Source organism: Nocardiopsis baichengensis YIM 90130, from assembly GCF_000341205.1.
In the GTDB taxonomy this organism is placed as follows: Bacteria; Actinomycetota; Actinomycetes; order Streptosporangiales; family Streptosporangiaceae; genus Nocardiopsis_A; species Nocardiopsis_A halophila.
The window spans coordinates 207,590-233,286 of record NZ_ANAS01000009.1; the positions used below are offsets into that span (position 1 = coordinate 207,590).

Annotated in this window: 19 protein-coding genes; 4 read left to right on the forward strand and 15 right to left on the reverse strand. The window is 74.3% G+C overall.

Annotated elements, in window-relative coordinates; genetic code table 11:
• Positions 1–18 precede the first annotated feature (18 nt).
• From arfA to C892_RS0109625, 9 genes are all read right to left on the reverse strand, one after another.
• Complete coding sequence (arfA, locus tag C892_RS0109585; protein ID WP_017557005.1) at positions 19–1,542, reverse strand: arabinosylfuranosidase ArfA; 1,524 nt, start codon at positions 1,540–1,542, stop codon at positions 19–21.
• Positions 1,543–1,648: 106 nt separating this feature from the next.
• Entirely contained in the window at positions 1,649–2,671 is a 1,023-nt protein-coding gene (locus C892_RS0109590; protein ID WP_017557006.1) for an arabinan endo-1,5-alpha-L-arabinosidase, read from the reverse strand.
• Between the two features lie 72 nt (positions 2,672–2,743).
• Positions 2,744–3,640, reverse strand: coding sequence for a carbohydrate ABC transporter permease (locus C892_RS0109595; RefSeq protein ID WP_017557007.1), 897 nt, complete (start codon positions 3,638–3,640; stop codon positions 2,744–2,746).
• A complete protein-coding gene (locus C892_RS0109600; RefSeq protein WP_017536637.1) occupies positions 3,637–4,596 on the reverse strand; it encodes a carbohydrate ABC transporter permease in 960 nt (319 codons plus the stop codon). Before C892_RS0109600 ends, C892_RS0109595 begins: the two co-directional genes overlap by 4 nt.
• A gap of 162 nt (positions 4,597–4,758) precedes the next feature.
• The gene (locus tag C892_RS0109605) at positions 4,759–6,072 is read right to left on the reverse strand and encodes an ABC transporter substrate-binding protein (RefSeq protein ID WP_017557008.1); all 1,314 of its coding nucleotides are present in this window, start codon (positions 6,070–6,072) and stop codon (positions 4,759–4,761) included.
• A gap of 134 nt (positions 6,073–6,206) precedes the next feature.
• Positions 6,207–7,601: an L-fucose/L-arabinose isomerase family protein gene (locus C892_RS0109610; RefSeq protein WP_017557009.1), complete on the reverse strand. Its 1,395-nt coding sequence runs from the start codon at positions 7,599–7,601 to the stop codon at positions 6,207–6,209.
• A complete protein-coding gene (locus tag C892_RS0109615; RefSeq protein ID WP_017536640.1) occupies positions 7,598–8,296 on the reverse strand; it encodes an L-ribulose-5-phosphate 4-epimerase in 699 nt (232 codons plus the stop codon). The genes C892_RS0109610 and C892_RS0109615 overlap by 4 nt, the downstream gene beginning before the upstream one ends.
• 20 nt (positions 8,297–8,316) lie before the next feature.
• Positions 8,317–10,074, reverse strand: coding sequence for a ribulokinase (gene araB / locus C892_RS0109620; RefSeq protein ID WP_017557010.1), 1,758 nt, complete (start codon positions 10,072–10,074; stop codon positions 8,317–8,319).
• Positions 10,075–10,178: 104 nt separating this feature from the next.
• Positions 10,179–11,198: a LacI family DNA-binding transcriptional regulator gene (locus tag C892_RS0109625; protein WP_026124259.1), complete on the reverse strand. Its 1,020-nt coding sequence runs from the start codon at positions 11,196–11,198 to the stop codon at positions 10,179–10,181.
• A gap of 142 nt (positions 11,199–11,340) precedes the next feature.
• Here C892_RS0109625 and C892_RS28725 point away from each other — a divergent pair, with 142 nt between their 5' ends.
• A complete protein-coding gene (locus tag C892_RS28725; RefSeq protein ID WP_017557012.1) occupies positions 11,341–11,616 on the forward strand; it encodes a type II toxin-antitoxin system VapB family antitoxin in 276 nt (91 codons plus the stop codon).
• Between the two features lie 415 nt (positions 11,617–12,031).
• Here the strand turns inward: C892_RS28725 and C892_RS0109635 are convergent, their stop codons facing one another.
• The 3 genes from C892_RS0109635 to ppdK all read right to left on the reverse strand — a co-directional run bounded on the left by C892_RS0109635 (position 12,032) and on the right by ppdK (position 17,124).
• Positions 12,032–13,279 (reverse strand): deoxyguanosinetriphosphate triphosphohydrolase, encoded by a 1,248-nt coding sequence (locus C892_RS0109635; RefSeq protein ID WP_017557013.1) that lies wholly within the window; start codon positions 13,277–13,279, stop codon positions 12,032–12,034.
• Positions 13,279–14,226, reverse strand: coding sequence for a YdcF family protein (locus C892_RS0109640; RefSeq protein WP_017557014.1), 948 nt, complete (start codon positions 14,224–14,226; stop codon positions 13,279–13,281). Before C892_RS0109640 ends, C892_RS0109635 begins: the two co-directional genes overlap by 1 nt.
• 216 nt (positions 14,227–14,442) lie before the next feature.
• The gene (ppdK, locus tag C892_RS0109645; protein WP_017557015.1) at positions 14,443–17,124 is read right to left on the reverse strand and encodes a pyruvate, phosphate dikinase; all 2,682 of its coding nucleotides are present in this window, start codon (positions 17,122–17,124) and stop codon (positions 14,443–14,445) included.
• Between the two features lie 407 nt (positions 17,125–17,531).
• Between ppdK and trhA the strand changes: the two genes are divergently transcribed.
• The gene (gene trhA / locus C892_RS0109650) at positions 17,532–18,242 is read left to right on the forward strand and encodes a PAQR family membrane homeostasis protein TrhA (RefSeq protein ID WP_017557016.1); all 711 of its coding nucleotides are present in this window, start codon (positions 17,532–17,534) and stop codon (positions 18,240–18,242) included.
• A 284-nt stretch (positions 18,243–18,526) separates the two neighbouring features.
• Here trhA and C892_RS0109655 read toward each other — a convergent pair whose 3' ends face one another.
• Positions 18,527–19,918, reverse strand: coding sequence for a glycine--tRNA ligase (locus tag C892_RS0109655; protein ID WP_193374764.1), 1,392 nt, complete (start codon positions 19,916–19,918; stop codon positions 18,527–18,529).
• Positions 19,919–20,091: 173 nt separating this feature from the next.
• Positions 20,092–20,391, reverse strand: a complete 300-nt coding sequence (locus tag C892_RS0109660) for an antibiotic biosynthesis monooxygenase family protein (protein WP_017557018.1) — start codon at positions 20,389–20,391, stop codon at positions 20,092–20,094.
• Between the two features lie 95 nt (positions 20,392–20,486).
• Here C892_RS0109660 and C892_RS0109665 point away from each other — a divergent pair, with 95 nt between their 5' ends.
• Entirely contained in the window at positions 20,487–21,293 is an 807-nt protein-coding gene (locus tag C892_RS0109665) for a copper homeostasis protein CutC (RefSeq protein WP_017557019.1), read from the forward strand.
• A 57-nt stretch (positions 21,294–21,350) separates the two neighbouring features.
• On the opposite strand, the gene C892_RS0109670 is transcribed toward C892_RS0109665, so the two are convergent.
• Complete coding sequence (locus C892_RS0109670; protein ID WP_017557020.1) at positions 21,351–25,016, reverse strand: CDP-glycerol glycerophosphotransferase family protein; 3,666 nt, start codon at positions 25,014–25,016, stop codon at positions 21,351–21,353.
• A 226-nt stretch (positions 25,017–25,242) separates the two neighbouring features.
• Here C892_RS0109670 and C892_RS0109675 point away from each other — a divergent pair, with 226 nt between their 5' ends.
• Positions 25,243–25,602, forward strand: a complete 360-nt coding sequence (locus C892_RS0109675; protein ID WP_017557021.1) for a DUF6703 family protein — start codon at positions 25,243–25,245, stop codon at positions 25,600–25,602.
• The last annotated feature ends 95 nt before the right edge of the window (positions 25,603–25,697 follow it).

The window sequence follows — 25,697 nt, forward strand, 5'->3', positions numbered from 1 at the left end:
GCCTCCTCGGTTCAGGGGTCAGGCCTGCGGCCCGGTGAGTTCCACGCAGGTCCAGGAGACCGGCGGCAGGACCGCCGTCAGGCGCCCGCCGTCCAGGCGCACGTCCTTGTTCTCCTTGAGGACGACCCGCTCGGGGTCGTCGGCGGTGTTGGCGGCGTACACGTCGTCGTCGGCCAGGGTGAGCGCGGAGGCCGCGGCCATGCCGTCCAGCCCGCGCAGGTCCGCCGCGACCTCCATGGGGGTGTCGGTGGAGCGGTTGACCAGGAACAGGGCGGCCCGTCCGGCGTCGCGGTCGTAGGTGGCGGCGGCGTCGAGGAGCGGCACCTCGCCGTAGAGCGCGGTGTCGTGGCGGGGCGCGGCGGGCTCGACCCGCAGCACCTGCCCGCGGGCCGCGGCGGCGGTGCGGGCGAAGGGGTGGAAGGTGGTCTGGCGCCAGGCCCGGCCGCCGGGCTCGGTCATGATCGGCGCGATCACGTTGACGAGCTGGGCCTGGGATGCGGCGGTGACCCGGTCGGCGTGGCGGAGCAGGCTGTTGAGCATGCCGCCGACCACGACGGCGTCGGCCACGTGGTAGCGGTCCTCGATGACGCGCGGGGCCACCGGCCAGTCGGTGGGCGGGTTCTCGGCCTCCTCGCGCTGGAACCGGCTGAGGTACCACACGTTCCACTCGTCGAAGGAGAGCATGATCTTCTTGGAGCTCTTGCGGCGCGCCCCGACGTGGTCGGCGGTGGCCACGACCTCCTCGATGAAGCGGTCCATGTCGGCGGGGGCCGCCAGGAAGCTGCGCAGGTCGCCGTCGTACTCCTCGTAGTAGGCGTGCAGCGAGACGAAGTCGACCTCGTCGTAGCACTCGCCCAGCACCTCGGCCTCCCAGGCGCCGAAGGTGGGCATGGAGCGGCCGGAGGAGCCGCAGGCCACCAGTTCCAGCCCGGGTTCGGCGGTGCGCAGGGCGCGTGCGGTCTCGGCGGCCAGGCGCCCGTACTCGCGGGCGGTCTTGTGTCCCAGCTGCCAGGGGCCGTCCATCTCGTTGCCCAGGCACCACATGCCGATCGCGTGCGGGTCGGGGGCGCCGTTGGCGATGCGCATGTCGCTCAGGGCGGTGCCGCCGGGGTGGTTGGCGTACTCGTGCAGGTCCAGGGCCTCCTGGATGCCGCGGGTGCCCAGGTTGACGGCCATCATCGGTTCGATGCCCAGGCCGCGGGTCCAGCGCATGAACTCGTCGAGGCCGAACTGGTTGGTCTCGGTGCTGTGCCAGGCCAGCTCGCGGCGGACGGGCCGGTCCTCCTTGGGGCCGACGCCGTCCTCCCAGCGGTAGCCGGAGACGAAGTTGCCGCCCGGGTAGCGGACGGTGGTCACGCCGAGCTCGCGGACGAGCGCGGCGACGTCGCTCCGCAGCCCGTCGGCGTCGGCCGCGGGGTGGTCGGGTTCGTAGATGCCGGTGTAGACGCAGCGGCCCATGTGCTCGACGAAGGAGCCGAAGAGCCGGCGGTGGACGGGCGCCACGGCGAATGCGGGGTCGAGGGTGAGTTCGGCCTTGTGCACGCGGTGTCCTCTCTGGGGCGGGTCGGTGGGGCCGGTGGCCCCGGGGGCGGCGGGCCGCCCCCGGGGCGGTGCTCCCGCGGCGGGGAGCCGGGGTTGCGGGCGGGGGTCAGTGGGCCAGGACGGGCCAGCCGTCCCCGGTCCACCGCACGCGCTCGATTCCGAGGCGGAAGTCGCCGGGGGTGCCGTAGGGCCCGTAGGTGTGGTAGGCGATGCGCCCCTCGGACAGGGACTGGCCGCCTGCGGCGACGTCCCCGCCGCGCTCGGCGAGGATGACGGTGCCGCCGCCCTCGGTCATGGGCACGCCCTCGGCGTCGGTGAAGGGGCCGGTGGGCGCGTCCGAGCGGCCGACGGCGATCTTGTAGGTGCTGTCGGTGCCCTGGCAGCAGGCGTCGAAGGAGACGTAGAGGTAGTAGTCGCCGCCGTGCTCGGCGATGTAGGGGGCCTCGATGCGGTTGTCGCCCTCGCCGCGGTCGGCGATCCTGAACGGCTGCGCGCCGTCGGCGGGCTTCCCGCCGGGCCAGTCCAGGGGGAGCATGTAGATGCCGCCCCAGTGCGACCCGAAGGCCATCCACGGGTTCCCCGACCCGTCCTCGACGATCCCGGGGTCGATGGCGTTGTAGGGGTCGCCCTCGTGGCTCTCGAAGACCTTGCCGCGGTCGACCCAGGCGTAGTCGGGGTCGTCGGGGTCGAGGGTGGTGTTGGTGGCCAGGGCGATGACCGAGCGCTGGGAGCCGAAGGTGGAGGCGGAGTAGTACAGGTAGTAGGTGCCGTCGTGCTCGTAGACCTCGGGCGCCCACAGGTTCTCCACGCCCGGGACCTCCTCGGAGAGCCAGGCGGGCTTGGTGTCCCAGACCGTGCCGGCGTTCTCCCAGTGGTTCCCGTTGGCCGAGGTGCGGATCTGGACGTTGCCGTCGCCGACGGCCTGGTCGCCGGTGCCGAAGACGTACCAGTCCTCCCCCGGGCCGCCGGCGACCAGGGCCGGGTCGTGGACGCGGACGTCGCCGGTGAGCGGGGGCGGAGGGGCGGACGAGGGGGCCGCGGGGTCCGCCGCGGCCTGCTGGGTGGCCGCACAGGCGGCCAGGACCGCCAGGGCCGCGGCGACGGCCGCGGTCATCGGGGTGCGGGGCATGGGGGGTACCTCCGGTGGGTGTTTCGGGGTGCGGGTCGGGGCCGGGGGCCGGGGGCGGGCGGGCCGGTGCGGCTACTTGAGGCCCGCGTCGGTCACGCCCTTGACGATCTGGCGCTGGAAGAGCATGAAGACGGCGATCAGGGGCGCCGCGCCCAGCACGGCGGCGGCCATCTGCTGGGCGTACTGGATGCCGTAGGCGCCCTGCACGGTGCCCAGGCCGACCGGGACCGTCATCAGCGCGGGGTCGGTCGTGGCCACGAAGGGCCACAGGAAGTTGTTCCAGGCCTGGACGAAGGTGAAGATGCCGACCGCGGCGAGGATGGGCCCCGACATCGGCAGCACGACCGAGACCAGCACCCGCAGGTGCCCGGCGCCGTCGAGGTGGGCGGCCTCCAGGTAGTCGTGCGGGATCGCGTCGAAGAACCGCTTGAGGATGAAGATCATGACCGGGGCCACGACCTGCGGCAGCGCCACGCCCCAGTAGGTGTCGACCATGCCCAGCAGCCGCATCTGGTCGAACAGCGGCACGATCAGCACCTGCGGGGGCACCATGATGCCCGCGATGAACAGCAGCAGCAGGGCGTTGCGGCCGCGGAAGGAGGTGCGGGAGAAGGCGTAGGCCGCCAGGGCGCACAGCACCAGGGTCAGCGCGGTCACCAGGGTGGAGATGACGGTGCTGTTCAACAGCCACTGCTGGATGTCGCCGCGCGCGATGACCTGGCGGTAGGCCTCGACCGTCGGCCCGATCGGCAGCCAGCGGATCGGCACCGCGGTGGTCTCGGCCTCGGGCTTGAAGGAGGTGAGCAGCGCCCACACCAGGGGCAGCAGCCACAGCACGGCCAGGACGAGGGCGGAGACGGTGGCGGCGGCCCCCGTCGGGGAGATGCGCCGCCGGCGGCGGGGCGCGGCCGCCGCGGGGGCGGGGGCGGGTGCGGCGGCGGGCGCCGGGGTCGCGGTCGGGGCGCTCATGCGGTGTTCTCCTTCCTGGTGAACAGCCAGAACTGCAGGACGGAGACGGCGATGATCACCGCGAAGAACAGGTAGGAGATCGCCGAGGAGTAGCCGATGCGCAGGTTGGTGAAGCCGCTGTCGAAGATGTAGCCGATGATCGGGCGGGCGGCGTAGTCCGGCCCGCCCGAGCCGTTGGTCATCAGGTACGCCTGGTCGAACAGCTTGAGCGAGGCCACCATCTGCAGCAGCACCACGATCGCGGTGGTGCGGTTGAGCAGCGGCAGGGTGATGCGGCGGAACCGCTGCCAGGCGCCGGCCCCGTCCAGCGAGGCCGCCTCGTAGACCTGGCCCGGGATGCCCTGAAGCGCGGCCAGGTAGAGCAGGTAGTTGAAGCCGACCGTCCACCACACGGTGGTGCCCGCGATGGCGAGCAGCACGGTGCCCTCGTCGCCGAGCCAGTTCACCTCGGGCAGGCCCGCACCGGTAAGGACGCCGTTGAGCATGCCGAACCCGGGCTGGTAGATCCACACCCAGATCAGCGAGACCACCGCGACCGGCAGCAGGAAGGGCGAGAAGAAGGAGAAGCGCAGGAACCAGCCCACGCGCACCGCCCGCTGGGTCAGCACCGCCATCAGCAGCGCGACCGCCACCAGCGGCGGGGTGGTCATCAGGGTGAACAGCAGGGTCGTCCACAGCGACCGCCACACCATGGGGTCGGCGGCCATCTCGGCCCAGTTGTCCAGGCCGACGAACGAGGGCGCGGCCCCGGTCAGCGAGCGGTCGGTGAAGCTGGTCCACAGCCCGGCGCCCAGCGGCCAGAGCAGGAACACGGCGAAGAGCAGGGCGAAGGGCAGGGCCAGGGCGGGGCCTGCGAGGTCGGCGCGGCTGCGCGCGCGCCGGGGCGGGGAGCCGGTGGCGGAGGTTCCGTGGGGGTCGGATCTGCTCGCCTGGCCCGCCGTCGGGGGTGCCGTCATGGCGGACTCCAAGGTCGCGGAAGCGTGCCTGAGGGGGTGGGCCCCTCGCGGGGCCGGGCCCGGCCGGGCCGGGGGCGGTGGCGGGGGTGCGGGCCGCCGGTCGTCAGGGGGTGCGGGGTGTCGGTTCGGGCCCCGCCGTTCGGGGCGCCGGGGGGCGCGGGCTCAGGCCGGGGGCGGGGTGTCGATGAGCTTCTGCACCGCGCGCTTGAAGCCCTCCAGGGTCTGCTCGGGGGTGGACGAGCCGTTGTGCACGCCGGCCATGACCGAGTTGGCCTCGGACATCAGGGCCGCGGCCGACCCGCTGAACCAGGCGTCCGGGTCGAGCTGCACGTTCTCGGCGGCCGCGCGGTACTCCGACTGCGGCTCCAGCGCCGCGTAGTCCTCGCTCTCCACCACCGGGAGGTAGGCGGGGGTGTGGCCCCCGCCGGCCCAGACGAGGCTGTTCTTCAGCATCCAGGCGGCGTAGGCGACGGCGGCCCGGACGGCCTCGTCGTCGCGGTCGCGCCGCTGCGGGAGGACGAACACGTGGGAGTCGCCCTGGCCGAGCTCGTCGCCGAAGACGCCGGGGAAGGGGCGCATCCCGAAGTCCATGCCGGCGTCCTGGAAGGTGGGCAGCTCCCAGTTCCCGGCCAGCATCAGCCCGGCGATGCCGTTCTGGAAGTTGGCCGGGGTCGCGGGGGCGTCGGAGGCCTCGGGGGCCAGGCCCTCCTGGCTGACGCGGCGCAGGAAGTCCAGGCTCTGCAGCGCCTTGTCGTCGTCGATGCCCAGCTCGCCCTCCAGGGTCATCTCCCCGCCCAGCTGGCGGTAGAGCGACCAGAACTGGCGCCAGGCCCCGGTGGTGTCCATGACGATGCCGTACTGCCCGGTGACCTCCTTGACGGCGGCCAGCACGTCGAACAGCTCCTCGACGCCGGAGGTGCGCACCAGGGTGCCGTCGGACTCCAGCACCCCGGCCTGCTCGCAGACCTCCCGGTTGTAGTAGGTGACCACCAGGTGGGTGTCGAGCGGGATCGCGTACAGCTCCCCGTCGACCGTGGCCTTCTCCCACAGGGAGGACCGGACGGTCTCCTCGGTGATGCCGAACTCGGCGAGCACGTCGCGCGGGACCGGGTCGATGAGGGTGCCGGCGCCCATGCCCTTGACCCGGGACAGGTGCAGGGTGCCGATGTCGAACGAGCGGCCGCCGGCGGCGCCCATGGCGAACTTGGTGTAGTAGGGGTTGCCCCACAGGTAGGTGGTGGGGCGCAGGTCGTACTCGGGGTGCTCGGCGGCGAACCGCTCGTGCATCTCGACCATGCGCGCCCCGTCGCCCCCGGTGAACAGGTTCCACTGGCGGATCGGGGTGCGCGCACCGGTCTCGACGGCGGTGCCGGCGCCGCAGCCGGTCAGGGCCAGGCCGGCGGCGGCGAGCCCGCCGGCCAGCAGCGAGCGGCGGCCGACGCCGGGGGGAGGGGCCGAAGGCGGGTCGACGTTCATGGGGTGCTCCTGGGACGTCGCGGAGTCAAGGGGGGAAGGGTGGGCGCCGCCGCTCCCCCGCGCGGAGGGCGGCGCCGTCGGAGGGGCGTCGGGCGGCCGCCGGGGAGGAGCCGGCGGCCGGTGGGGCGGACGGGTCAGACCGGGCGGTACTCGACCCCGGAGGCGGTGCAGAAGGACTCCCAGTCCGCGGCGGTGCGGCCGGGGGTCATGGTGATGTGGTGGGTGCCGCCGGCGGCGAGCCAGCCGTCCATGCAGCCGCGCACCCCGCTGTCGGGGCGGAACATGCCGTAGGGCATCTCCAGGGACGGCATGGGCGGCTCGTCCAGCACCTCGCCCTCGGCGACCACCAGCCGGAACCGGCCGCCGCCGAGGGTGACCAGGCTGGCCAGGGTCGCCGGGCCGGGCTGGATGCGGAACAGCAGGGTGGGCGGGTCGTCCAGGCCGCCGATGGCCAGCGGGCGCTTGATCAGCCGCACGGGCTCGTCGTCCCGGGCGACCTTCCAGTTGCCCTCGCCCATGTGGCTCATCAGGATCGCGTCGCGGGGGAAGTCCATCGCGTACATCTCGGTGAAGTGCCCGAGGCCGGTCAGCCGGTGCCCGGCGTAGACCAGCGCGGCGGCGGGCACGTCGCCCTCGCCCGCGAAGCCGTAGCCGCGCGCCATCAGGCTGGAGGCGGCGGCCATGGGCAGCCGGGCGAACCGCCCGTCCTCGCCCAGGGCGTCGAAGTGGGTGGAGTAGGCCGCACAGCCGTGGCGCTCCAGCACCCGCTCGATACCGAGCTGGAGGCGGGCGTGGTCGTCCAGCTCCTCTTTGGACAGGCGCTCGTCGATCTCGAACCGGCCGCGCTCGGCCTCCAGCAGCTCGGCGACCTCCCCCTCGGTCAGGGCGGCCATGGTGCGGTGGAGTTCGCCCTGGGCGATGTGCACCACCTCGGGCCCCAGGTGGCGCAGGAGCTCGCTCTCGTCGACGCGGGCGTCGCCCATGCCGTTCATGGGGTAGCCGAAGACGCCGACCTTGAGCGCGGTGAGCGCGGTGGCCGCGCGCGCGGCGCGCGCCCAGCGGCCCACCCGCTCGCGGAAGGCGGGGCTGCCCCGGTCCTCGGTGACCACGTCGAAGGGCAGGCCGGCGCGGACCATCGCGTTGGCGGTGTCCTGGGCGCCGTGGATGCCCTGGTTGTAGGTCATCTCGGCCATGCCCCAGCGGTCGGTGATCCGCGGCTCGGGCTGGATGTTGGCCAGGCACACCGGCAGGCGCATGTGCTGGAACAGCCGGGCCACCCGCAGCGAGGGGCCGTAGGTCAGCATGACCACCAGGACGCCGTCCAGCCCCTCGTCCTCGAAGCGGCGCACCGTCGCCTCGGCGTCCTCGCGGCCGCGCACCGGCGGCGCGGCGGTGACCTCGGCAACGCCCTCCAGGGAGGAGGCGACCTCCTGGGCGTAGGCGTACTGGCGCTCGGTGATGCCGGGCAGCATGTCGTCGTAGAGCGGCTGCATGATGCCCAGCAGGCCGATGCGGGGAAGGTCGCTCACGGGTGCTGTCTCCTTTGCCCGTAGACGTTCTGGTAGCGGTCGTAGAGGGCGTCGACGTGCTCCTGCGGGAGCGGCTCGACGGGGCCGCCCTGGCGGGCGATGTGCACCGTGCGCGCGACGTCCTCGCACATCACGGCGGCCTTGACGGCGGCCTTGGCGTCCTTGCCGACGGTGAAGACGCCGTGGCCGCGCATGAGGACCGCCGGGGAGCGGTGGCCGCGCAGGGTGGCGACGATGCCGCGGCCGATGTCGTCGCCGCCGATCAGGGCGAAGGGGCCGACCGGGATCTCGGCGCCGAACTCGTCGGCCATGGCGGTGATGGCGCACGGGACGGGCTCGCCGCGGGCCGCCCAGGCGGTGGCGTAGGTGCTGTGGGTGTGGACCACGCCGCCGACCTCGGGCATCTCCCGGTAGACGTAGGCGTGCGCGGCGGTGTCGCTGGAGGGGCTGTGCTCGCCGTCGACGGGGGTGCCGTCCAGGGCGCAGACCACCATGGAGGCGGGGGTCAGTTCGTCGTAGGACAGCCCGCTGGGCTTGATGGCGAACAGGTCGGTGCCGGGGATCCGCTCGGAGATGTTCCCGCTGGTCCAGGTGACCAGGTTCCAGCGGGGCAGCTCGGCGTGGAGCGCGCACACCCGGTCGCGGGTGCGGGCGGCGGCCTCGGCGGCCTCCGGCGGCAGCGGTGCTTGGGTCATCGGCTCCTCCGGTCGGGGGCTCATGCGTCCGCGGCCCGGGACGGGGCGGTGTCGGTGGGTGCCGTGTCGGCGGGATCGGTGCCGGCCGGCGCGGCCTGGGGCGGGACGGCGCCGGCCGCGGGGTCCTCGGCCAGGGCGGTGTTGCGGATCTCCCGCAGCCGGTGCAGTGCGCCGCTGCCGCCGCGGCCGAAGTGGTCGTGCAGCTCGGTGTAGACCGCGTAGAGGCGGTCGTAGGCGGCGGTGCGGGCGGGGTCGGGGCGGACCGCCTCCCGCGTGCGGCCGCCCATGGCGGCCGAGGCCGCGGGCAGGTCGGGGTGGGCCCCGGCGGCGACCGCGGCGTGGATCGCGGCTCCGGCGGCCGGGCCCTGGTCGGAGTCGGCCAGGTGCAGCGGGCGGCCGAGCACGTCGGCGTAGACGCCCATGACGAAGGGGTTGCGCTTGAGGCCGCCGGCCACGGTGAAGCCGCGCACCGGAACCCCGGAGGCCTCGAAGGCGTCGACGATGGTGCGGGCGCCGAAGGCGGTGGCCTCCACCAGGGCGGCGTAGACGTCCTCGGGCCGGGTGGCCAGGGTGAGCCCGGCGAGGACGCCGGACAGGTCGTGGTCGACCAGGACCGAGCGGTTGCCGCTGTGCCAGTCCAGGGCCACCAGGCCGTGCGCGCCGGGCGGGCGGCCGGCGGCGCGGCCGGAGAGCAGGTCGTGCAGGGACAGCCCGCGCTCGGCGGCTTCCCGGGAGGCCGATCCCCCGGCGAAGGAGTCGGCGAACCAGGCGAAGATGTCGCCCACGCCGCTCTGTCCGGCCTCGTAGCCCCACAGTCCGGGCACGATGCCGCCGTGCACCACCCCGCACATGCCCGGGACCTCGGCCGGGGCGCCGGCGCCGGCCTCGGCGTTCATCACGTGGCAGGTGCTGGTGCCCATCACCGCGAGCATCTCCCCGGCCGCGACGGTGTCCGCCGAGGCTGCGGTAACGTGGGCGTCGATGGCGCCCACCGCCACCGGGGTGCCCTCGGGCAGGCCGGTCCAGGCGGCGGCGCGGGCGGTCAGGCCGCCGGCCCGCCCGCCCTGCTGCGACAGCGGGAAGGCGATCTTGTCCTCGGCGAAGGAGGCGAAGCGGGGGTCCAGGGCGGCCAGGAAGTCGCGGGAGGGCCAGGCGCCGTCCTGGTGGATCCCCTTGTAGCCGGCGGTGCTGACGTTGCGGGTCTCCCGCCCGCACAGCTCCCAGACGATCCAGTCGGCGGCCTCGATCCAGCGGTCGGCGCGCGCGTAGGCCTCCGGGTCCTCGCGCAGCACCTGCAGGCCCTTGGCGAACTCCCACTCCGAGGAGATCTTCCCGCCGTAGCGGGCGAGCCAGGGCTCGCCGCGCTCGGCGGCCAGGGCGTTGATCTCGTCGGCCTCGGGCTGGGCGGCGTGGTGCTTCCAGAGCTTGGGGTAGGCGTGCGGGCGGTCGGCGAGGCCGGGCAGCTCGCACAGCGGGGTGCCGTCGGCGGTGGCGGGCAGCACGGTGCAGGCGGTGAAGTCGGTGCCCACGCCCACGACCCGCTCGGGGGCGACGCCGGCGTCGGCGAGGGCGGCGGGGACGGCGCGGCGGAGCACCTCGCGGTAGTCCTCGGGGACCTGCAGGGCGGTGTCGGGGGCCAGTTCCGGGCCGCCGGCGGGCAGCCGGTCGCTCAGCACGCCGTGGGCGTAGGGGTGCTCGGCGGAGCCCAGCTCGGCGCCGTCGGATACGCGCAGCACGACGGCGCGGCCGGACAGGGTGCCGAAGTCGACGCCGACCACGGCGGCGTCGTCGGGGATTGTGTGAGCGTTAACAGAGTCGGTCACGGGGGGGTCCTCTCGGGGCGCTCGTCTCGGGGGCGCTTCGCGGTGCGTTCGGCTGCGGCTCAGGCCCCGCAGCTGGCGCGGACGACCAGGCGCGCGGGCACCACCTCGCGCGCGGCGGACTCGGCGGCGGCGCCCCCGCTCTCCAGCAGGTCCAGCAGGACGCCGATGCCGCGCCGCCCGACCTCGCCGAAGTCCTGGGCGACCGTGGTCAGCGGGGGCGCGTAGTAGGCGGCCTCGGGGACGTCGTCGAACCCGACCAGGGCCACGTCCTCGGGGACCCGCACGCCGGCGTCCCCGAAGGCGCGCAGCGCCCCCACGGCCATCTGGTCGTTGGCCACGAACAGGGCGCCGGGCGGCCGCCCCTCCTCCACCAGGCGGCGGGCCAGCTCGTAGCCGGACCGGGGGCGCCAGTCGCCGTAGAGCGGCTCGGCGGCGGGGGCGCCCGCCTCCTCCAGAGCGCGGCGCCACCCGGCGACGCGGGCCTCGGCCTCCAGCCAGTCGCGGGGGCCGGCGATGTGGCCGACGGTGCGGTGGCCCAGGCCGAGCAGGTGGCGCACGGCCGCCCGGGCGCCGCCCTCCTGGTCCACGCAGACCACCGGCAGCTCGCGCGCCTCCCCGCCCTCGACGGCGACGACCGGGGCCCCGCCGGCCCACTCGGGCATGCCCTCCAGGACCGAGCGCTGCGGGGCGATGACGACGTAGCCCTCGACCGCCTGGCGCGCCAGGTGGTCCATGGCGTCGCGGACCTGTTCGGCCGAGGCCTCGGTCAGGGTGACCACGCTGAGGTAGTAGCCGGCGGCGCGGGCGGCGTGCTCGATCCCGGTCAGGGTGCGCGCCGGCCCGTAGTGGGCGGTGTCCACGGCGACCACGCCGATCACCCCGGTGCGCCGGGTGACCAGGGCCCGGGCCGAGGAGTTGGGCCGGTAGCCCAGGTCCTCGATCGCGGCGAGCACGCGCGCCTGGGTCTCGGCGCGCACGTTCGGGTGCCCGTTGAGCACCCGGGAGACGGTCTGGTGCGAGACCCCCGCCGCCCGCGCGACGTCGGCCATGACGGGCATGCGCCCGGGTGGGGCCGCCATTGGTCCTCCACTGCACTCGGGGGTGTGACGTGGCAGACATTGTTAGCGCTAACATAGACGGCGTCAAGGGGGGTGGGGAAAACGGTGCCGGAATCGGGGCGAAGCCGGGGAAGGAGCCGCAGCGCCTGTGTACGGTGCGTGCATGGGCAGGTTCACCATCGAGATCGACGACGGGCTCATCGCGGCCGTGATGGACGGGTTCGGTGCCCGCACCGCACAAGAGGCCGTGGACCTGGCGCTCAGGCGCGCGGTCGGCCCGAGGCCCGACCGGGACCTCCTGCTCAGCCTGCACGGAACGGGCTGGGACGGCGACCTGGAGGAGATGCGAGGCCCCCGCTTCACCGACGTGTTCGGCGTCGGCGAACCGGGCAGCGATGACAACGGTGACCAGGAGGAGGACCGCCCAAGGCCGGCCTGACCGGTTCTCCGGGAGCGGGCCCGGTCCGTCTGCCCCCTGCCGGGCCCGGCGCGGACCCGTGGACCGCTCGTCCGCAAGCCCGGCGAACCGCTCTGCGGTCCACCGGGACGGAGGCGGTCGACCGCCTCCGAGCCGGCCCGGCCGTTCTGGAGCGATCGGGCCCGGGGCTCTGCCGTCGGCGTGTCCGCCGTCGGCCCGTTCTCCGCTGTCGCACTGCGCAACGGCGCCGTCCCGGTCCCCCGCGACCGGGACTTCGGCCACGTCGCCCAGGTCGTGCCGCGGCTCCGGGTCCAGCGGAGCGGCCTGGGCCGATCCCGCGCCGACGCGGTGCGGCCGCCCCCTCCGGCCTGCGCGGCCGACGCGGCATCGACGGTGCGCCGGCGCCCCGGCGACACCCCGGGAGCGCCCGCCCGGTTCAGCCGCTCAGGCGGGCGTGCCAGGCGGCGGCGGAGGTGTCGGTCAGCGACGCCACCTGGTCCACGACCACGCGCAGGGCCGCCGCGTCGTCCGCGGCGTTCTCGAAGGCCGGGCGCAGCGGCGGGTCCAGGGTCCCGGGCGCGCCGCGCAGCACCAGCTCCACCAGCTCGGCGATCAGCTCGCGCTCCTGGGCCTGGTAGGCCTGCGCCTCGGAGCGGTCCATCACGTAGTGCCAGGCCACCGCCTTGAGCAGGGCGCACTCCAGCAGCGCCCGCCGGGGCACCACCAGATCGGCCGCGTAGCGCGTCAGCGGCTCCGGGCCGTACCGGTCGCGGGTGGCGCGCTCGGCCGCCCGGCACTGGCGTCCGATCAGCTCGCTGGTCAGGTTCTTCAGCGCCGCCAGCGACTCCAGGCCGCCGTCGAAGCGGCGCGGCCAGAAGGGCTCGGCCAGCAGCGCCGCGAACACCTCCTCCAGCTCCCCGGTGCCGGCGCCGGTGTAGCGGCCCGAGGCCCTCGCGCACACCGCCGCGCGCTCGGCCGGGCTGCGCAGCGCCTCCAGGCGCACCATCCCGGCGTAGAGCCCGTCCTCCAGGTCGTGCACCGAGTAGGCGACGTCGTCGGCCCAGTCCATCACCTGCGCCTCGAAGCAGGTACGGCCCTCGGGGGCGTCCCGGCGGACCCACGCGAAGACCGGGGCGTCGTCGGGGTAGCAGTTGAACTTGTGCCCGTCTCCCCCGCCGCGCTGCCAGGGGTACTTCACGGTGGCGTCGAGCGTGGCCCGGGTCAGGTTGAGCCCGGCACCGGCCCCGTCCCCGCCGACCACCTTGCCCTCCAGGCGGGTGAGGATGCGCAGGCTCTGGGCGTTGCCCTCGAACCCGCCGCAGGCGGCCGCGGCCGCGTCCAGGGCGCGCTCCCCGTTGTGCCCGAAGGGCGGGTGCCCCAGGTCGTGGGAGAGGCACGCCGCTTCCACCAGGTCGGCGTCGCACCCCAGGGCGGCGCCGAGCTCGCGGCCGATCTGGGCGCACTCCAGCGAATGGGTCAGCCGGGTGCGCGGGAAGTCGCTCGCCCCGGGGCGCACCACCTGCGTCTTGGCGGCCAGCCGGCGCAGCGCGAAGCTGTGCAGGACGCGGGCCCGGTCGCGCTCGAAGGGGCCGCGCCCGCGGCTCTTGGGCGGCTCGGGTGCACGGCGCTCGCGGTCCCGGCGGGTGTACCCGTCGGCCGCCCGCTCGTCGGTGGAACGGTCCATCACGCGGCGTCGGTCCCGTAGCCGATGTCGGCGTCGTCGGTGTCGCCGAAGAGCCAGTAGTACCAGAGCGCCCCGGTCTCCCGGGTGATGTACCAGAGCTGGGTGCGGCGCTCCAGGACGGCCGGGCCCGAGCGCACCGGGGAGGTGGCGGCCTCCATGCCCTGGTCCTCGGCCATGATGCGGGAGCGCAGGCTGTGCCAGGGGTCGGAGACGATCACGACGCTCTGCCACCCGTTGGCGTCGACCACCTCGTCGACCGCCTCCAGGCTGCGCAGGGTGTTGCTGCCCTCCTCCACGGCGACCACGGAGCCGGCGGGCACCCCCTGCTCGACCAGCCAGTCCCGCCCGGCCCCGCCCTCGGTGTAGTTGTCCCCGGGCTGGTTGCCGCCGACGGTGATGACGGTCGGGGCCACGCCCTCCTCGTACAGGTGGGCCGCGTGCTCCAGCCGGGCCTCGAAGATCGGCGACGGGCGGCCGTTGTACTGGCTGGCGCCCAGCACCAGGATCGCGTCGGAGGGCGGGCGGGCGTCCTGGCGGGCGGTCCACCACACCCAGGCCCAGGTGCCGGGCGGGACGGCGATGGCCACGACCAGCAGCAGCGCGATGATGCGCCCGGGGCGCAGGCGGAACCAGCGCCGGGGCCCACGGGACCGGGGGCCGCCACCGCCGCCTCCGCGCCCGGCGGGGCCCTCCCCCTCCCCGGGGCCGCCGGGACCGCGTGGGCCCTCAGGGGCGGTGGGCCCGTCGGGCCCGTCCAGCTCCTCCAGCGGCCCGGGAACGGGTTCCGGGACGGGCGCCGCGTCCCGGGTGAAGACCCGGGTGGCCTCCGCTCCGCCGGCGGGCCGGGAGCGCTCGAAGACCCGGGTCGCCTCGGCGTCCGGGGAACCGCCTGGCCCCCCTTCGCGCGGGTCGTCCGCGCGCCCCTCGCCGGCTGTCCGCACCTTCACCCCCGGGACCGTTCGTGTGGGTTCCGCCTGACGATAACCGACATCGGCGCCGGACCGGGCGTCCGCGCCCGGCGCCCACAGAGTAGTGGACGTGCGGCTCACCCTGGGGGCCGAGCGTATATCACGGGGAGGTCACATGTCGTGACATGGGCCTCCCGGCCCAGGGCGCCGGAAGGAGGTCCGGGCCGCGGGGCGCGCCCCCGGCCCGGAGCGGCCTCAGGCGTCCTCGGCGGCCGCGCGGCCGGCCTCCAGGCGGGCGACGGGGACCCGGAACGGCGAGCAGGAGACGTAGTCCAGCCCCACCCGGTCGAAGAAGTGCACCGAGGCCGGGTCGCCGCCGTGCTCGCCGCACACGCCCAGCTTCAGGCCGGGGCGGGCGGCGCGGCCCTCCTCCACGGCCGTGCGCACCAGCCGGCCGACGCCCTCGGTGTCGATCGTCTCGAACGGCGAGGCGCCGAACACGCCCTTCTCCAGGTAGGCGGAGAAGAACGAGGCCTCCACATCGTCGCGGGAGAAGCCCCAGACGGTCTGGGTGAGGTCGTTGGTACCGAAGGAGAAGAACTCGGCGCTCTCGGCGATCTGCCCGGCGGTCAGCGCCGCCCGCGGCAGCTCGATCATGGTGCCGATGGGGAACTCCAGCTCCACGCCGTACTCCTCGGCGACCTCCCGCACGGCGCCCAGCGCCTCCTCGCGGATGATCTCCAGCTCCTGGACCGTTCCCACCAGCGGGATCATCACCTCGGGCCGCGGGGCGCCGCCGGCCCGCAGCCGCTCGGCGGCCGCCTGGGCGATGGCGCGCACCTGCATGGTGAACAGGCCGGGCACCACCAGGCCCAGCCGCACCCCGCGCAGCCCCATCATCGGGTTCTGCTCGTGCAGCCGGCGCACCGCCTGCAGCAGGCGCACGTCCTCCTCGTCGCGCTCGCCGCGCTCCTCGGCCAGGGCCACCCGCACCGACAGCTCCGTGAGGTCGGGCAGGAACTCGTGCAGCGGCGGGTCGAGAAGCCGGATGGTCACCGGAAGGCCGTCCATGGCCTCCAGGATCCCGGTGAAGTCGGTGCGCTGGAGCGGCAGCAGCGCCTCCAGCGCCGCGGTGCGCTCGTCGTCCCCCTCGGCCAGGACGAGGCGCTCGACCAGCGGTCGGCGCTCGCCCAGGAACATGTGCTCGGTGCGGCACAGGCCGATGCCCTGGGCGCCCATCCGCCGGGCGCGCGCGGCGTCGTCGGGGGTGTCGGCGTTGGCCCGCACGCCCAGCCGGCGGTCGGCGTCGGCGCGGCCCATCACCCGGTGCACGGCGCGGACCAGGTCGTCGGCCTCGTCGGACTCGGCGTCCAGGGTGCCGTCGAAGTAGCGCACGACCGGGGAGTCGACGACCGGGACCCGGCCGAGGAAGACCTCGCCGGTGCTCCCGTCGATGGAGATCTCGTCGCCCTCCTCCACGACCCGGCCCCCGGGCGCGGTCATCCGGCGGTTCCGGACGTCGATGTCGAGCTCCTCGGCGCCGCACACGCAGGTGGTGCCCATGCCGCGGGCGACCACCGCGGCGTGCGAGGTCTTGCCGCCGCGGCTGGTCAGGATGCCCTCGGCGGCGAGCATGCCCTCCAGGTCGTCGGGGTTGGTCTCGCGGCGGCACAGCACGACCGGCTCCCCGGCGCGGGCGCGCTTGACGGCGGCGGCCGAGTCGAAGACGGCGCGGCCCACGGCGGCGCCCGGGGAGGCGTTCATCCCGCGCCCGAGCCGGTCCCGCGGGGCGCCCTCGTCGAAGCGGGGGAACATCAGCTGGGCGAGCTGGTCGCCGTTGACCCGCAGGATCGCCTCGTCGGCGGTGATCATGCCCTGGGCCAGGAGCTGGTCGGCGATGCGGAAGGCGGCGGCCGCGGTGCGCTTGCCGACCCGGGTCTGCAGCATCCACAGCTTGCCGCGCTCGATGGTGAACTCGATGTCGCACAGGTCGCGGTAGTGCTCTTCGAGGGTGCGCATGATGTCCATCAGCTCGGCGTGGCTCGCCGCGTCGATGCGCTCCAGGTCGGCGAGCGGCACCGTGTTGCGGATGCCGGCCACCACGTCCTCGCCCTGGGCGTTCTGCAGGTAGTCGCCGTAGACGCCCTGGCGCCCGGTGGCCGGGTCGCGGGTGAAGGCCACGCCGGTGCCCGAGTCCATGCCGAGGTTGCCGAAGACCATGGCGCACACGTTGACCGCGGTGCCCAGGTCGGCGGGGATGCGCTCGCGGCGGCGGTAGAGCGCGGCGCGGGGCGCGTTCCAGGAGTCGAAGACGGCCCGCACGGCCAGCTCCATCTGCTCGCGCGGGTCGGCGGGGAAGTCGCGGCCCGAGGCCCGGCGCACGATGGCCTTGAAGTCCTCGACCAGGGCGCGGAAGTCCTCGGCGTCCAGGTCGAGGTCGGCGGCGGCGCCCTTGGCGCGCTTGCGCTCCTCGATGGCCTCCTCGAACAGGTCGCCGTCGATGTCCAGCACGGTCTTGCCGAACATCTGGACGAGGCGGCGGTAGGAGTCCCAGGCGAAGCGCTCGTCGCCCGACTGGGCGGCGAGCCCGCGTACCGACGCGTCGTTGAGCCCGATGTTGAGGACGGTCTCCATCATGCCGGGCATGGAGAACTTGGCCCCGGAGCGGACGCTGACCAGGAGGGGGTCGTCGGGTTGCCCGAGCCCCTTGCCCATGGCGGCCTCGAGGGCCTTGAGCTTGTCCTCGACCTGGCCGGCGAGGCCCTCGGGCATGGCGCCGCCCTCGAGGTAGGCGCGGCAGGCCTCGGTGGTGATGGTGAACCCGGGCGGGACCGGCAGTCCCAGGTTGGTCATCTCGGCGAGGTTCGCGCCCTTGCCGCCCAGCAGGTCCTTCAGGTCCTTGTTGCCTTCGCTGAACTCGTAGACGTACTTGAGCACGTGGATCTCCTCCGACGGGACCGCTCGACCTCGTCGCCTCCCTGGACCAATCCGCCCGCCTGCCCCCTTCATTCCCCGAATCCTCTCTCCATCTTCACTGGTCATCAGCTTTTCAATGGTCTAGACCAATGGTTCAGGAAGGGTAGACGTTCCCCTGGGTCGGAAAACGGAATAGGGGTCGCAGACGATCGGCACGGCCAGGGACGCTTGAGAGCACGGTAGCAGGCGGCGCCCGCCGTGCCGCGGCCCAGGCCTCGGGAAAAGATCATGTCCCCCTGTGCCGCAGCGCACATTGTTTCCCGTCGGTAACCTACGCTTCCGTAGGTAGAGTCGGTCGGGGGCCGCCCCCCGCGGCGCCGCGCGCCGCCTCCCGGGCCCCGCACCGACGCGAGGAAGAAGGCGAACCCGTGACCGCAGGACAGCCGCAGTCCGGCGCATCCGCACAGCACTCCGCCCGCCACGGCGCGGCCGAGCTGCTGCGGGCGGTCAAACCCCGCCTGCGCGGCTGGCTGCACCTGGGCACCGCCCCGCCCGCGCTGGCCGCGGGCATCGTCCTGGTCTGCCTGGCCCCGACCACCGCCGCGCGGGTGTGCGCGGCGGTCTACGCCTCCACCGCGGTGCTGCTGTTCAGCACCTCGGCCGTCTACCACGTGGGCCGGTGGTCCTCGGGCGCCGTGGCGGTGCTGCGCCGCATGGACCACGCCAACATCTACCTGATCATCGCCGGCACCTACACGCCCTTCGTGGTGCTGGTGCTCCAGGACCCGCTGCGCACCGCGATGACCGCGCTGATCTGGGGCGGCGCGGTGGCCGGGGTGCTGTTCAAGATGTTCTGGCTGAACGCCCCGCGCTGGCTGTCCACCGCGCTCTACCTGGCCATCGGCTGGGTGGCGGTGCTGTTCGTCCCGCAGCTGGTCCACGGGCTGCACCCGGCCGCCTGGATCCTGGTGCTGGCCGGCGGCCTGCTCTACAGCGCCGGCGCCGTCGTCTACGGCCTCAAGCGGCCCGACCCGGCCCCGCGCTGGTTCGGGTTCCACGAGGTGTTCCACTCGCTGACCATCGCCGCCTACGTGTGCCACTACATCGCGGTGTCGATGGTCGTCTACGCCCAGGGCTGAGACCCGGGTCCCCGCCTCCGCCGGGGCCGCGGCCCCGGCGGAGGCGGCCGGTGGGACGCGTTCTCCCCCGGTGCCGGTCACGCACGGAATCACGATTCGCTTACACGGCCGGGCGCGGAGGCGGACACCCCTTACCCGACGGCGCGTATCGGGCTAGCGTGAGAACAGGTTCTTCCGGCGTGTGCGCCGGGGGAACCCGTAGCGGAGGCGGCCGGAGACCATATCCCCCCGGGTCCGGCCGCCTCTCTCATGCCCGCTCCCTCATGCCCGCGACGGGCGCGCGCTCAGCAGCCGGCGGGCAGCCGCTCGAACAGGTAGGTCTCCACCCGGTCCAGGGAGACGCGCTCCTGCGACATGGTGTCCCGCTCGCGGACGGTCACCGCGTCGTCCTCCAGGGTGTCGAAGTCGACGGTGACGCAGAACGGGGTGCCGATCTCGTCCTGGCGGCGGTAGCGGCGGCCGATCGCGCCGGCGTCGTCGAACTCGGTGTTCCACCGCTTGCGCAGGCGCGCGGCCAGGTCGCGGGCCTTGGGCGAGAGGTCGGAGTTGCGCGAGAGCGGCAGCACCGCGGCCTTGACCGGCGACAGGCGCGGGTCCAGCGCCATGACCGAGCGCTTCTCCATCTTGCCCTTGGCGTTGGGCGCCTCGTCCTCGCGGTAGGCGTCGAGCATGAACATCAGCATGGCGCGGTCGACGCCGGCCGCCGGCTCGATGACGTAGGGGATGTAGCGCTCGTTGCTCTCCTGGTCGAAGAAGGACAGGTCGGCGCCGGACTTCTCCGAGTGGGTGGTCAGGTCGTAGTCGGTGCGGTTGGCGACGCCCTCCAGCTCGCCCCACTCGGCGCCCTGGAAGTTGAACCGGTACTCGATGTCGACCGTGCGCTTGGAGTAGTGCGAGAGCTTCTCCTGCGGGTGCTCGTACAGCCGCAGGTTGTCCTTGCCCACGCCCAGGTCGAGGTACCACTGCATGCGCTGGTCGATCCAGTACTGGTGCCAGTCCTCGTCCTCGCCCGGCTTGACGAAGAACTCCATCTCCATCTGCTCGAACTCGCGGGTGCGGAAGATGAAGTTGCCCGGGGTGATCTCGTTGCGGAAGGACTTGCCGACCTGGCCGATGCCGAACGGGATCTTCTTGCGGGCGCTCTGCTGGACGTTGAGGTAGTTGATGAAGATGCCCTGCGCGGTCTCGGGGCGCAGGAAGGCCAGCCCGGACTCGTCCTGCACCGGGCCCAGGTAGGTGCGCAGCAGCCCGTTGAACATCTTCGGCTCGGTGAAGGAGCTCTTGGCGCCGCAGTTGGGGCAGGCGATGTCGCCCAGGCCGTTCTCCGGCTCGCGGCCGTGCTTCTCCTCGTAGGCCTCGATCAGGTGGTCGGCGCGGAAGCGCTTGTGGCAGGACTGGCACTCGGTCAGCGGGTCCACGAAGGCCTGCACGTGGCCGGAGGCCTCCCACACCTCGCGGGCGAGGATGACGCTGGAGTCCAGGCCGACGATGTCGTCCCGCTCCTGGACCATCGACCTCCACCACTGCCGCTTGATGTTCTGCTTCAGCTCCACACCCAGCGGGCCGTAGTCCCAAGAGGCGCGCAGACCGCCGTAGATCTCACTGGAGGGGTACACCAGACCCCTGCGCTTGGCGAGGTTGACGAGCTTGTCCATTGCCTCAGACTTGGCGGCCATGTTCTCTCTGACTCTCCATCCGGCTGGCGGTCGGCGGATCGCGCTTCGGCGATTCGGTGGTGTCGGTTCGGTGGCTCGGCCGCCCGGGCCCCGGGCGGCCGGTGAGGGCGCCGTCACGGACGGCCCCGCGCTCCCCACGACGATACGCGGGCTCGGGGGCCCCTGCGACCGATTCAGCCACCCCCGGGCGTGGGGACGTTCACGATCTCGTAGGCCGTCGGTTCGTCCCTGGCCTGGGAGAGCAGGGGGACCGCGGCCATGCGCACCTCGAAGTCGGACAGGGCCCGCCGGTAGTACCCGGCGCCCTCCCACTCGGTGACCACGGTCCACAGCCGGGGGTCGTCGGCGGCGCGGCCCACCCGCGAGCCGAGGAAGCCGGGGCGGGCGCCGAGGACGCGCAGCGCCTCGGCGGCACGCGCGCGGAAGTCCTCGACCTGCTCGGGCGGAACGGTGTATCGGGTGATGACGATCACCCGGCCATCCTCCCATCGCCGCGGCGGCGCCCGTGTCCGCCGCGGGGATGGTGTACTGGTCTAGACCGCACCCGCGACGTCAGGAGGCGCCCGCCGTGACCGACCCCGTCCCCTCCCCCGCCGTGACCACCCGAACCGCCCGCGCCGGCACCGCCTTCGAGATCGTGGTGGAGGGCGCCGCAGGGGCGCGCACCGCCCAGCGCGCCGGCGCCGACCGGGTGGAGCTGGTCACCGCCCTGGTCGACGGGGGCCTGACCCCCAGCATCGGCACCGTCGAGGCGGTCCTGGCGGCCGCCCCGGAGATCGCCGTCTTCCCCATCGTCCGGCCCCGCGGCGGCGACTTCGTCTACGACGCCGGCGAGCTGGAGGCCATGGAGCGCGACGTGCGGGCGTTCGCCCGGGCCGGGGCGCACGGGGTGGTGCTGGGCGCGCTCACCCCCGACGGCGGCGTCGACCACGCGGCCATGGAGCGGCTGCTCGCCGCCGCCGAGGGGCTGGGGACCACCTTCCACCGGGCCTTCGACGTGTGCGCCGACCCGGTGGGCACGCTGGAGGAGCTGATCGGGCTGGGGGTGGACCGGGTGCTCACCTCGGGCCAGCAGGCGAGCGCGCCCGAGGGGGCCGAGCTCATCGCCGAACTGGTGCGCCGCTCGGCCGGGCGGATCGCGGTGATGCCCGGCGGCGGGGTGCGCGAGGGCAACGCCGCCGAGCTGGTCGAGCGCACCGGGGCGCGGGAGCTGCACTTCTCGGCGATGGACACCGTCCCCTCCCCCGTGCGCCACCGGAACCCGCGGGTGCGCATGGGCGGGCAGGCCGTGCCCCCCGAGGACGTGCGCACGGTCAACTCGGCCGAGAAGATCGTCCGGGTGATGCGCGCCGTCCGGCCCGCCGCGGGCGGCTGAGCGGGCGGGCGCGGGGACGGTGCCGGCCTCCCGGCCCGACCGTCCCCGCGCCCCGGGTCACCCCGCGCCGAAGACCCGGTCGGCCACGCGGGCCGCGGCCCCGCCGTCGTCGAGCGGGCAGAACTGCTCGGTGAAGGCCCGGTACTTGTCCGCCGAGGCCTCGGCCACCGCGTCGATGTCCCGCAGCGCCGTGACGACCTCCTCGGACTCGGTCAGCAGCGGGCCGGGCGCGGTCTCCTCGAAGTCGAAGTAGAACCCGCGCAGGTTGTCCCGGTAGCTCTCGATGTCGTAGGTGAAGAAGAGCATCGGGCGGCCGGTGTTGGCGAAGTCGAACATCATCGACGAGTAGTCGGTGACGAGCACGTCGGTGATCAGGAACAGCTCCATGATCTCCGGGTAGAGCGAGACGTCGTAGACGAAGTCCTCGCCCACGATCGGCACGCTGTCGACCACCCGGGGGTGGCGCCGCACCAGCAGCACGTGGTCGTCGCCGAGCTTGTCGTACATCCGGCGCAGGTCCAGGTGCAGGTCGAGCTTGTGCTTGCCGCGGGTGTAGTACTTGTCGTCCCGCCAGGTGGGGGCGTACAGAACCACCTTCTTGCCCTCGGGCAGCCCCAGCGTCCGGCGGGTGCGGGCGGCGATCTCCTCGCGGTCGGGGGCGAAGAAGATGTCGTTGCGCGGGTAGCCGGTCTCCAGGATCTCGCCCTCGAACCGGAAGGCCCGGCGCAGGATGGGCGTGGCCCACGGGCTCGGCGAGACCAGGTAGTCCCACTGCGCGGTCTCCCAGGCCAGCTTGTCGTGGTAGTCCCGGGACTTGCCGCGGATGTTCTCGATGTCGAAGCCGATGCGCTTGAGCATCGAGCCGTGCCAGGTCTGCACCACCACCTGGTCGGGGCGGCGGGCGAACCAGGCCGGCTGGCGGGAGTTGGTGACGATGTAGCGGGACCGGGCCAGCGCCTCGTAGAAGCCGCGGCCGTTGTGCCGCACCGGCTCCAGGTCCCCCGGCAGGTTCACCTGGCCGTCCTTGACCAGCCAGGACATCGGGTAGTCGGCCCACTTCCCGCCGCGCCGGCGCAGCTCGGCGTAGATGCTCTGCGGGCTGTCGGAGAACTGGCGGCCGGTGTAGCTGTCGAACAGGACGCCCTCGCGGACCGGCTCGCGGCGCAGCTCCGGGTAGACCTCCTCGCGCAGGGTGCGCTGGGCGAAGGAGCCGCGCTCCTCGGGGCGCAGGTCGCTCTCGACCCGCAGCACCGGGGTGTCGAACCCGGAGTCGGCGAAGGCGTAGCCGCGCTCGCCGGTGTCCATCCGCAGCGGCAGGCCGCGCACCAGGTCCGGGTCGAGCTCGGCGCCCACGTCGCGGACGGTACCGTCGTCCAGGGCGACCCGCGCCCACAGCTGGAAGGTGCCGGCGGGCAGCGGCAGGGTGCCCGAGAGGGTGGCGATGGCCGCCGGGCTCATGCGGGCGGTGAACGCGGCGCCGTCGCGCTCCAGCACCAGGCGGTGCTCCTCGTCGCGGCCGCGCGCCTTGAACACCAGCTCGGCGTCGCTGGACCCGGCGTAGTCCCCGGTCAGCACCAGGTCCCGGCCCTCCCAGCGGGCGCCGCGCACCACGGGGTGCGCCCAGCCGGCCCGCATCCGCAGGTGGCCGGTGCCGGTGCGCTGCACGGCGACCTCGTGGAGGCCGTCGCCGACCGGGTGGGCGGGGGTGCCGGCCTCGTCGGGCAGCACCAGCGGCAGCGCGGTGCCGTCGGGCGCGGTCAGCTCGGCGCTCCAGCGCTCCTGGCGCAGCTCCCCCGGCCCCTCGTCGACCGCCGCGGCCAGCAGGTCGTGCACCGGGACCCGCACGCCGAAGCCGCCGTCGGCCGGCTCCAGCGGGTACTCCAGGCGGGCGGTGCCGGGCAGGCGGGTGAGCCGCAGCGCGGTGCAGGAGGCCGCGGGCGGGCCGACGTACTCCCCGCGCAGGGCGAGCACCTGGCCGCCCGGGGCCTCCTCCAGCCCCAGGCCGGTGACGCGGGCGCGCACCGGGGCGACGGTCAGGGCCAGGTGGCGGTCGCGGTCCCACTCCGGGCGCAGCCACACGTCGCCGGTGATGCGGCGGTAGGGCGGGCGCTCGGCGGCGCCGGGCACCGGGTTGGCCACGATGCGGCGGCGCACCAGGCCCCGGTTGACCACGACCAGCTCCAGCTTCCAGGAGGTGGCCCGCCACTGCCCGGCCAGCCGCAGCCGCGCCGGGTCCACGGTGACCTCGAAACCGCCGTAGTCGTGGCGGGCGGCGTCGGGCACGTCGGGCAGCCGGTACTCGGCGGCGCGCAGCACCTTGACCGGGACGGGGATGCGGCGCCCGGTGTCGGAGTTGACCGCGAACGCCAGCAGCTGCTGCTGCCAGCGGCGGCCGGGGCGCAGGTTGAGCACGCCCACCCGGCCGCCGACCACGAGCCGGCCGCCGCGCCACTCCACCCGCTCGGTCTTCTGGCGGACCCGCAGCTCGGCCTGGAGCCGGTAGACGTCGCGGGGCACCCCGGCGGCGGGGTCCTCGAAGAAGGGGTAGCGGACGAAGTAGTGCAGGCCGCGGCGGACCACCGGGGCCTTCTTGAGCTCCACGCTCTTCTGGAAGGTGACCGCCTCCAGCAGCCGGTCCAGGTCGCGGCGGCGGATCAGGTGGTGGTTGAGCCGGTGCAGCGGGGCCATCGCGTCCAGCACCGCCGGGGAGACCGTCGCCAGGTGGTCGTTGGCCAGGTCGAGGAAGCGGGTGCGGCCCTCGTCGTCGGCGTCGTCGAGCTTGAGCAGGACGGCGCGCACGTCGGAGCGGAGCGCGCGGGAGTCCCACAGGTCGCGGTCGCCCTCGGCGAGCGAGGAGGAGACCGCGGCGACGGCGCGGAGCCGGCGGGTGAGCACCGCGGTGTCGCTGAGCGGCGGCCCCTCGCCCCGGTCGCGGCGCAGCAGCACCGGCGCGGGCAGCACGTCCACGGTGGTGGCGGCGATGAGCGCGCGGACCGCGGCCAGGTCGTCGTCGGCGTCGTCCAGGCCCAGGTCGGGCAGCGACTCCCAGAACGCGCGGCGCCAGAGCTTGTTGCCGAACAGGCGGTCGCGCAGCAGCGAGGAGGTGGCGTGCACGTCGACGCCGGTGCGGGCCTTGCCGAAGATCTTGCGGTGCGCCGAGGAGGGGCGGGCGCCCAGGTCGTTGAAGCGGTACACGTTGCCGGTGGCGACCTGGGAGCCCGAGCCCTCCAGCGCGTCGGCCAGGTAGCCCAGGGCGTAGCCGGGCAGGGTGTCCCCGCCGTCCAGGAAGAGCAGCAGGTCGCCGGCGGAGGCGGCGGTCCCGGCGGCGCGGGCGGCGGAGCGGCCGGCCGCGCGCTCGCCCACCAGCACGGCCGAGACCCCGGGCGGCGGTGCGGCGGCGAACTCCTCGGCGGCCTCCAGGCCCTCCTCTCGGACGGGGCCCACGGCCTCGCCCGCCTCGCCGTCCTCGCCGTCGGCGGCCTCGTCGTCGCCAGCGCCGGCGTCGTCCGGGTCGGCGTCCTCGTCGCCGGCGTCGTCCCCGACCGGCCCCTCGGCCGGTGCGGGGGGCACGCGGCCGGGGGCGCCCGCCTGCCCGGCGGCCAGGGGGACCAGGACGATCTCCAGGTCGCGGCCGCCTGCGTCCTGCCCGGACAGGGAGTCCAGAGTGGGGCGCAGGTGCGGCTCGGTGACGTCGAACGCGACGATGACGCTGAGCTTCGGCACGGAAAAAAGTCTCCCGATCGGTCTGTCTGCGGAGCGGGCGCAACGGGGGAGAACGCCGCCGGGACGCGGTCCGCGCGGCCGGCGTTCGCCGGACTACTCTACGGCGGCGCGCGTGAACGTCCGGTGAGACGCGGGGCGCCGCCGCCCCCCTCCTGCACGATGCATCCTAGCCAGAGCCGGGGAGTAGGCTTCCCCGCAAGGACGGCGGACGGTGCGGAGGGTGCGCGTGGCGGCCAGGGGCGACGACGGGTTCCGGCGGGCGCGGCGCCCGCTTCCGAAGGGCGGGTCCTTCTTCACTCCCGGCGCGGGACCGCTGCGCCGACGGATCGAACAGGCGAGCGCGGTCCCGCTGGTGTGGCTGCACCAGGCGCCGCGGTGGATCCTCCCGGTGGCGATGGCGGGCGTGTTCATCGCCGGGCTGCTGCTGGCGGGGCCCCTGGGGGGCCTGCTGCTGGTGGTGCTGGCGGCGTTCATCGGCTGGCTGGCCTTCCTGGCCTGGCCGGGCCTGCGCACGGGCGAGCGGGCGATGCGCCTGCTGGTCGTGGGCGGCCTGGCGGCGATGGGCGCCATCCAGGCGGTGGCCTGACCGCGGCGGCCCCGCCCTGGGGTGCGGACCCGCCGCCCCCTTCTCCTCGGCGCCGGGATGGTGTACCCTTCCCCGCCGTTTTGACAATCGTTTTC

Bases quoted from the DNA above. Each gene is read 5' to 3' on its own strand.
- C892_RS0109590 (WP_017557006.1), bottom strand. From the start codon at position 2,671: ATGCCCCGCACCCCGATGACCGCGGCCGTCGCCGCGGCCCTGGCGGTC.
- C892_RS0109595 (WP_017557007.1), bottom strand. From the start codon at position 3,640: ATGAGCGCCCCGACCGCGACCCCGGCGCCCGCCGCCGCACCCGCCCCC.
- C892_RS0109600 (WP_017536637.1), bottom strand. From the start codon at position 4,596: ATGACGGCACCCCCGACGGCGGGCCAGGCGAGCAGATCCGACCCCCAC.
- C892_RS0109605 (WP_017557008.1), bottom strand. From the start codon at position 6,072: ATGAACGTCGACCCGCCTTCGGCCCCTCCCCCCGGCGTCGGCCGCCGC.
- C892_RS0109615 (WP_017536640.1), bottom strand. From the start codon at position 8,296: ATGACCCAAGCACCGCTGCCGCCGGAGGCCGCCGAGGCCGCCGCCCGC.
- C892_RS0109625 (WP_026124259.1), bottom strand. From the start codon at position 11,198: ATGGCGGCCCCACCCGGGCGCATGCCCGTCATGGCCGACGTCGCGCGG.
- C892_RS28725 (WP_017557012.1), top strand. From the start codon at position 11,341: ATGGGCAGGTTCACCATCGAGATCGACGACGGGCTCATCGCGGCCGTG.
- C892_RS0109635 (WP_017557013.1), bottom strand. From the start codon at position 13,279: ATGGACCGTTCCACCGACGAGCGGGCGGCCGACGGGTACACCCGCCGG.
- C892_RS0109655 (WP_193374764.1), bottom strand. From the start codon at position 19,918: ATGGCCGCCAAGTCTGAGGCAATGGACAAGCTCGTCAACCTCGCCAAG.